We start from the raw sequence: 5791 nt of genomic DNA, 5'->3' as shown, positions 1-5791 counted from the left end.
GTCCGGGCCGATCTGGAGTGCTTCGCGTACTTCGTCGGGTGTGTAGGGCTGGTGTCCGTCGAAGCCGTTGAGGGCGATGACGAAGGGGAGGCCGCTGTTCTCGAAGTAGTCGACGGCGGGGAAGCAGTCGGCGAGGCGGCGGGTGTCGACGAGGACGACGGCGCCGATGGCGCCGCGGACCAGGTCGTCCCACATGAACCAGAAGCGGTCCTGTCCGGGGGTGCCGAACAGGTAGAGGATCAGGTCCTGGTCCAGGGTGATGCGTCCGAAGTCCATGGCCACCGTGGTGGTGGTCTTGTCCCCGGTGTGGGTCAGGTCGTCGATGCCCGCGGAGGCGGACGTCATCACGGCTTCGGTGCGCAGCGGATTGATCTCCGAAACGGCACCGACAAACGTGGTCTTACCCACGCCGAAGCCCCCTGCCACCACGATTTTCGCCGAGGTGGTGGAGCGGGCCGTACCGCCGCTAGAGCTTGCGAAGTCCACTGAGCACCCTTTCGAGCAGTGTCACGGCTGGTTGGCCGCCGGCGGCCTCGTCGCCGCCGGGCTGATGGATAGCGACGAGTCCGGCCTCGGCCAGGTCGGCGACGAGGATCCGGGCAACGCCGAGTGGGATCGAGAGCAGGGCCGAGATCTCGGCCACCGACTTGATCTCGATGCAGAGCCGGCAGATCCGCTGGTGCTCGGGCAACTGCCCTTGCAGCCGGGCCGGATCGGCCGTGGTGCTGACCAGTGCCTCGATGGCGAGCTGGTACCGCGGCCTTGTCCGGCCGCCGGTCATGGCGTACGGACGGACCAACGGGTTGTGCGCCGCAGGCTTCGCCGGAGCCGGAGCCTGCCGCTGGACCGGCTGGATGCGCGACGGCGGCGCCTCGTACCGCTGCGGAGGCTGCTGCTCGTGCTGCGGCCGCTGGTAGTGCGGCTGCTGCTGCGGCCATCCCCGGCCGGGCTGCTGCTGCGGCCAGTCGTCGCCCTGCGAGCCCTGCTGGGCCTGGTAGGGCTGATACGGCTGATAAGGCTCTTGCGGGCCCTGTCTGCCGGGCATGGAGGGGGTGTCGAAACGGTTGTCACCCTGCTCACCCGGGACCCGCTGACCGCCCTGGTACGGGTGCCCGCCTGTGGGTGCTGCCACGTTTCCTCCTCCGAATGCCGGTCGCCATCCCAGTGGTGCCGCGCCACCGCACCTTATGGCGCGGTGACGAGAAACGCACTGTCTGTCTATTAGTTAAGAAGACTTCCCTGGAGTTCGGCGCGGAGATCCGGGGTGAGAACACTTCCTGCACGGTCCACGAGAAGTGCCATTTCATACCCAACCAGACCGATGTCGGCATCCGGGTGGGCGAGGACAGCGAGTGAAGATCCGTCAGAGATGGACATGATGAAGAGGAATCCTCGCTCCATCTCCACAACGGTCTGATTCACGGCGCCGCCTTCGAAGATCCGGGAGGCACCCGCGGTGAGCGACGTCAGACCGGAGGCGACGGCCGCCAGCTGATCGGCGCGGTCCCGTGGGAAACCCTCGGACATCGCCAGCAGGAGTCCGTCGGCGGAGACCACCACCGTGTGCGACACCCCAGGGGTGTTGTCCACGAAGTTGGTGATCAACCAGTTCAGATTCTGCGCCGCCTGGCTCATCGGGCTCACACTAACGCTCCTGGTTGTAGGTATTACTTGTGTCCGACCCCGCGGTACGTCCCCGCAGGACACCGCGCCGCAGGTTGCTCAACCTGCCCCGCACGTCCTCGGGGGCGCGGGAGACCTGTGGGCCGCCCTGCTGGGTCTGTTCCGCCGTGCCCTCGACCAGATTGGCCTTGGGGACGCGACGGGGGAGTCCGGAAGGCGTGATTCCGCCCGCCTTCGGATCCCGGAGCTTCTCGGCCCGCTCCCAGCGCTCGTCGTTCGCCGAGCGCCAGTCGTCGGGCCCCTCCCCGTCGGCCGGTTCGGCCTGAGGCTGCTCCTGAGGGGGGCGCTGCCGCTGCTCCGGAGCAGCGGGCTGATCGTTTCCGTGGCCGGTGGGCTGCCAGTGCTGCTGGCCGCCACGGCGCGGAAGACCCGCCTCGGTCAGGTCGCCACCGGAGTCCGGGGTGGGCCCCGGGCGGTCGAAGCCTACGTGGTCCGGAGCCTCGGCGGGAGAGCTCTGCACGGATTCCGCTTCGGGCTGCGCCATGGGCTCGAAAGCTCCCTGGTACGAACCCTGATCGGCCCAGTCGCCCTGGTGGGAGCGGTCGTCCTGCGGCGCGAACTGGTCGGCGTACTGCTCCTGACGGCCGTCCGGAGCGGCGTACGCGGCTTCCGTATAGGCGTTCTGCCGCGGGTCCTGGTAGCCGTTCCCGGCGTACGGGTCGTAGCCGCCCTCGTAGCCGGGCTGCGCGTACTCCTGCTGCTGCTGGGCGTACTGCTGCTCCTGGCCGTACTGCTCCTGCGTGTACTGCTCCTGGGAGTAGCCCTGCCGGCCGTCCGCCCCGTTGTCCTGGAACGGCGTGTGGTCGCCCGACTGCGCCTCCAGCGCGGCCCGGCGCTCCTCACGCATCAGCGAGCGGTTGACCGGGTCCAGCTGCGGGGAGTCCGCGGCGGCGGTGTCGTAGCGCGAGTCGTCGAAGCCGAGCTCCGCGGCCGTACGCATGGGCACCTGCTGCGGCATCGGATCGAAGGCCGCCGGCTGCCGCTGCTCGGGGATGATCGAGGAGACGGTGAAGTCGCTCTCCTGGGCGGACTCGCCACCGCCACCGTGGGTGATGGCGTCCGGCAGCATGACCAGCGACGTGGTCCCCGCCTGCTCGCCCGACGGGCGCAACTGGACGCGGATGCCGTGCCGGTCGGCCAGCCGGCCGACCACGAACAGGCCCATCCGCTGGGACACCGCGGCGTCCACGGTCGGCGGGTTGGCCAGCTTGTGGTTGATGTCCGCGAAGTCCTCGGCCGTGAGGCCGATGCCCTTGTCGTGGATCTCGACCATGACGCGACCGTCCGGCAGCCGGGTCGCGGTGACCCGGACCTTGGTCTGCGGGGAGGAGAAGGTGGTGGCGTTCTCCAGCAGCTCGGCCAGCAGGTGCACGAGGTCGGTCACGGCCTGGCCGTGGATCTCGCTCTCCGGCACACCGGTGAGCTCGATGCGCTCGTAGGACTCCACCTCGGAGGAGGCGGCGCGCAGCACGTCGACCAGCGGCACCGGCTGGTTCCAGCGGCGTCCGGGCTCCTCGCCGGCGAGGACGAGGAGGTTCTCGCCGTTGCGCCGCATACGGGTGGCCAGGTGGTCCAGCTTGAAGAGGCTCTCCAGCTGGTCCGGGTCGGCCTCGTTGTTCTCCAGGTCGGTGATGAGGGTCAGCTGGCCCTCGATGAGCGACTGGTTGCGGCGCGACAGGTTGGTGAAGATCGCGTTGACGTTGCCCCGCAGCATGGCCTGCTCGGCGGCGAGCCGGACCGCCTCACGGTGCACCTGGTCGAAGGCGCGGGCGACCTCGCCGATCTCGTCCTGGCTGGTGATCGGGATCGGCTGGACCCGGGTGTCCACCCGGCCCGGCTCGGTCCGCGACAGCTGGTCGACCAGCATCGGCAGCCGCTGCTCGGCGATGCCGAAGGCGGCCGTACGCAGCTGGCGCATCGAGCGGCTCATCTGGCGGGCCATGAGGCCGGCGATGATGAAGGCGGCCAGCAGGGCGATGATCACGATCGCGGCGTTGACGATGGCGTCGTTGCGGGCGTCGGTCGAGATCTCCGCCGCCTCGGTCACGGCCTTGTCGACGAGCTCGTTCTCGACCGTCGTGTACCCGTCGAACTTCGCGGTGGACGCGGCCAGCCAGGTCTCGGGGGTGATCCCCTTCGCCTTGAGCTCGTCCGGCTGCTTGCCCTGGCCGATCTGCTGGGCCATCCCGTCGAAGACCGAACCGTCGATGCTCGGAGGCGCCACGAAGGGCTGTCCGGCGGCCTTGGCCTGCTCCTGGGCGGCCTTCAGCTGCTCGGCACCCTCGGCGGCCTTGCCCGCCATGACGGCCTTGAGGCGGGCGGCGTCGGCCTCCGTACCACCGGAGACGAACTCGCCGAGAGCGATCTGCTCCAGGTAGTTGTACGAGCTGAACGCCGTGACCTGGCCGTTGAAGTTGCGGGTCTCCTGGCTCGGACGCACCAGGAGGTGCATGCCGATGGAGCGCTGAAGCGATTCTGCAGCCTTCGCCAGCTCGATCGCGTACACGGTCCGGCCGTAGCTGGTGATGTTGCCGGTGCCCAGGCCGAGCTCGTTGGAGAACTCCATCAGCGAGTGCTGGACCTTGGTGTAGCCCTCTTCCGTCTTCACCGGGTCCATGGCCTCGGCGTAGGCGGCCTTGCGCAGCTCGGGGAGCAGGGGCTCCTCCACCTTGAACAGCTTCAGGCGGCGGTGGAGGCCTTGCTTGTCCGGCATGTTCTGCACGGCGGCGTCGAACGCGGAGGCGGCGCTGTCCGTCGCGGCGCGCACCTTCTCCACCTCGGGGGCGGTGCGCTTGTTGGACAGCAGGGGCTGAGCGGTGAGGTCACGCTCGTTCAGCAGCGCCTGTCCGTAGGCCGCGGCCGCCCGGACGACCAGGGCCGTCTTCTCGGCGTCCTGGGCCTCGTTCCAGGTGTCGACCGCCGCCTTCACCTGGAAGCCGCCCATGACCAGGCCGACCAGTGCGGGAATCAGGAGAATCGCGTTCAGCCGGGTGGGCACCCGCCAGTTGCGCGGTGACAGCCGGCTGGTGCTCCCTCCCGCCGGTTCCGCCTCGGACGACGTGTCCGCAGGCGGGGACACCGCAGCGCGCGGCGGCGGGGTGAAGTTGCCCCGCTCCGGCTGCGCCGCGGAGCCCTCGTTGCTTCGCCTCACTCGACCAACAACCTCTCGGCGTCGGCACCTACGTTGTGCCGGATTATCGTTCAGGGGGCCGTACTACTGGGTAGTTCGAGGCATTGCAGCACGCGGACCGGTCGCGTTCCAAACAGTCGGAATGCGTGATTCCGAGTAGGGGCGCCCGAAGATAAAACGGGCATAAAGAGCGAGCCCCGTCAAAAGGCGAGGCTCGTATGAGCACAGTGGTACCGGCCGTGCGCGTCGGGTGTCGACGGGGCTCCGATTCACTGTCGAAATGTTATGAACGCGGGGGCGGATCGTGTCAAAGGACACAGGCCGCCCCCGCGTGACTACAGCAACTTCCGTAGATCGCTACCGACTTGCGGCTACTTCAGCCGGGCCATCAGCGCGTGCTCGACCAGTGTGATCAGGCCGCTCTTGGCGTCCGCGCGGTGTCGGGCGTCCGTCGTGATGATGGGGGCGTCCGGGCCGATCTGGAGTGCTTCGCGTACTTCGTCGGGTGTGTAGGGCTGGTGTCCGTCGAAGCCGTTGAGGGCGATGACGAAGGGGAGGCCGCTGTTCTCGAAGTAGTCGACGGCGGGGAAGCAGTCGGCGAGGCGGCGGGTGTCGACGAGGACGACGGCGCCGATGGCGCCGCGGACCAGGTCGTCCCACATGAACCAGAAGCGGTCCTGTCCGGGGGTGCCGAACAGGTAGAGGATCAGGTCCTGGTCCAGGGTGATGCGTCCGAAGTCCATGGCCACCGTGGTGGTGGTCTTGTCCCCGGTGTGGGTCAGGTCGTCGATGCCCGCGGAGGCGGACGTCATCACGGCTTCGGTGCGCAGCGGATTGATCTCCGAAACGGCACCGACAAACGTGGTCTTACCCACGCCGAAGCCCCCTGCCACCACGATTTTCGCCGAGGTGGTGGAGCGGGCCGTACCGCCGCTAGAGCTTGCGAAGTCCACTGAGCACCCTTTCGAGCAGTGTCAC

General features: G+C 68.5%; 5 protein-coding genes. All 5 read right to left on the bottom strand.

Annotation, left to right across the window (positions count from 1 at the left end; all coding sequences use genetic code 11):
* On the bottom strand, positions 1-486 hold a 486-nt coding region (locus B9S57_RS10810), incomplete at its 3' end, for an ATP/GTP-binding protein (protein ID WP_103515330.1).
* On the bottom strand, positions 467-1132 hold the full coding sequence (locus B9S57_RS10805) for a DUF742 domain-containing protein (RefSeq protein WP_103515329.1): 666 nt from the start codon (positions 1130-1132) through the stop codon (positions 467-469). The genes B9S57_RS10810 and B9S57_RS10805, both read right to left, overlap by 20 nt.
* Before the next feature lie 89 nt (positions 1133-1221).
* Positions 1222-1635 (bottom strand): roadblock/LC7 domain-containing protein, encoded by a 414-nt coding sequence (locus B9S57_RS10800; RefSeq protein ID WP_006127847.1) that lies wholly within the window; start codon positions 1633-1635, stop codon positions 1222-1224.
* 10 nt (positions 1636-1645) lie between these two features.
* Complete coding sequence (locus B9S57_RS10795; protein ID WP_103515328.1) at positions 1646-4834, bottom strand: nitrate- and nitrite sensing domain-containing protein; 3189 nt, start codon at positions 4832-4834, stop codon at positions 1646-1648.
* Between the two features lie 350 nt (positions 4835-5184).
* Complete coding sequence (locus tag B9S57_RS10790) at positions 5185-5766, bottom strand: ATP/GTP-binding protein (protein ID WP_014153856.1); 582 nt, start codon at positions 5764-5766, stop codon at positions 5185-5187.
* Positions 5767-5791: the final 25 nt, after the last annotated feature.

It is taken from the genome of Streptomyces sp. SM10 (genome assembly GCF_002910915.1).
GTDB lineage: Bacteria > Actinomycetota > Actinomycetes > Streptomycetales > Streptomycetaceae > Streptomyces.
This window is presented reverse-complemented; position numbering and strand designations above follow the sequence as displayed.

Coding starts and splice junctions, on each gene's coding strand:
- B9S57_RS10800 (WP_006127847.1), bottom strand. CDS start 1,635: ATGAGCCAGGCGGCGCAGAATCTGAACTGGTTGATCACCAACTTCGTG.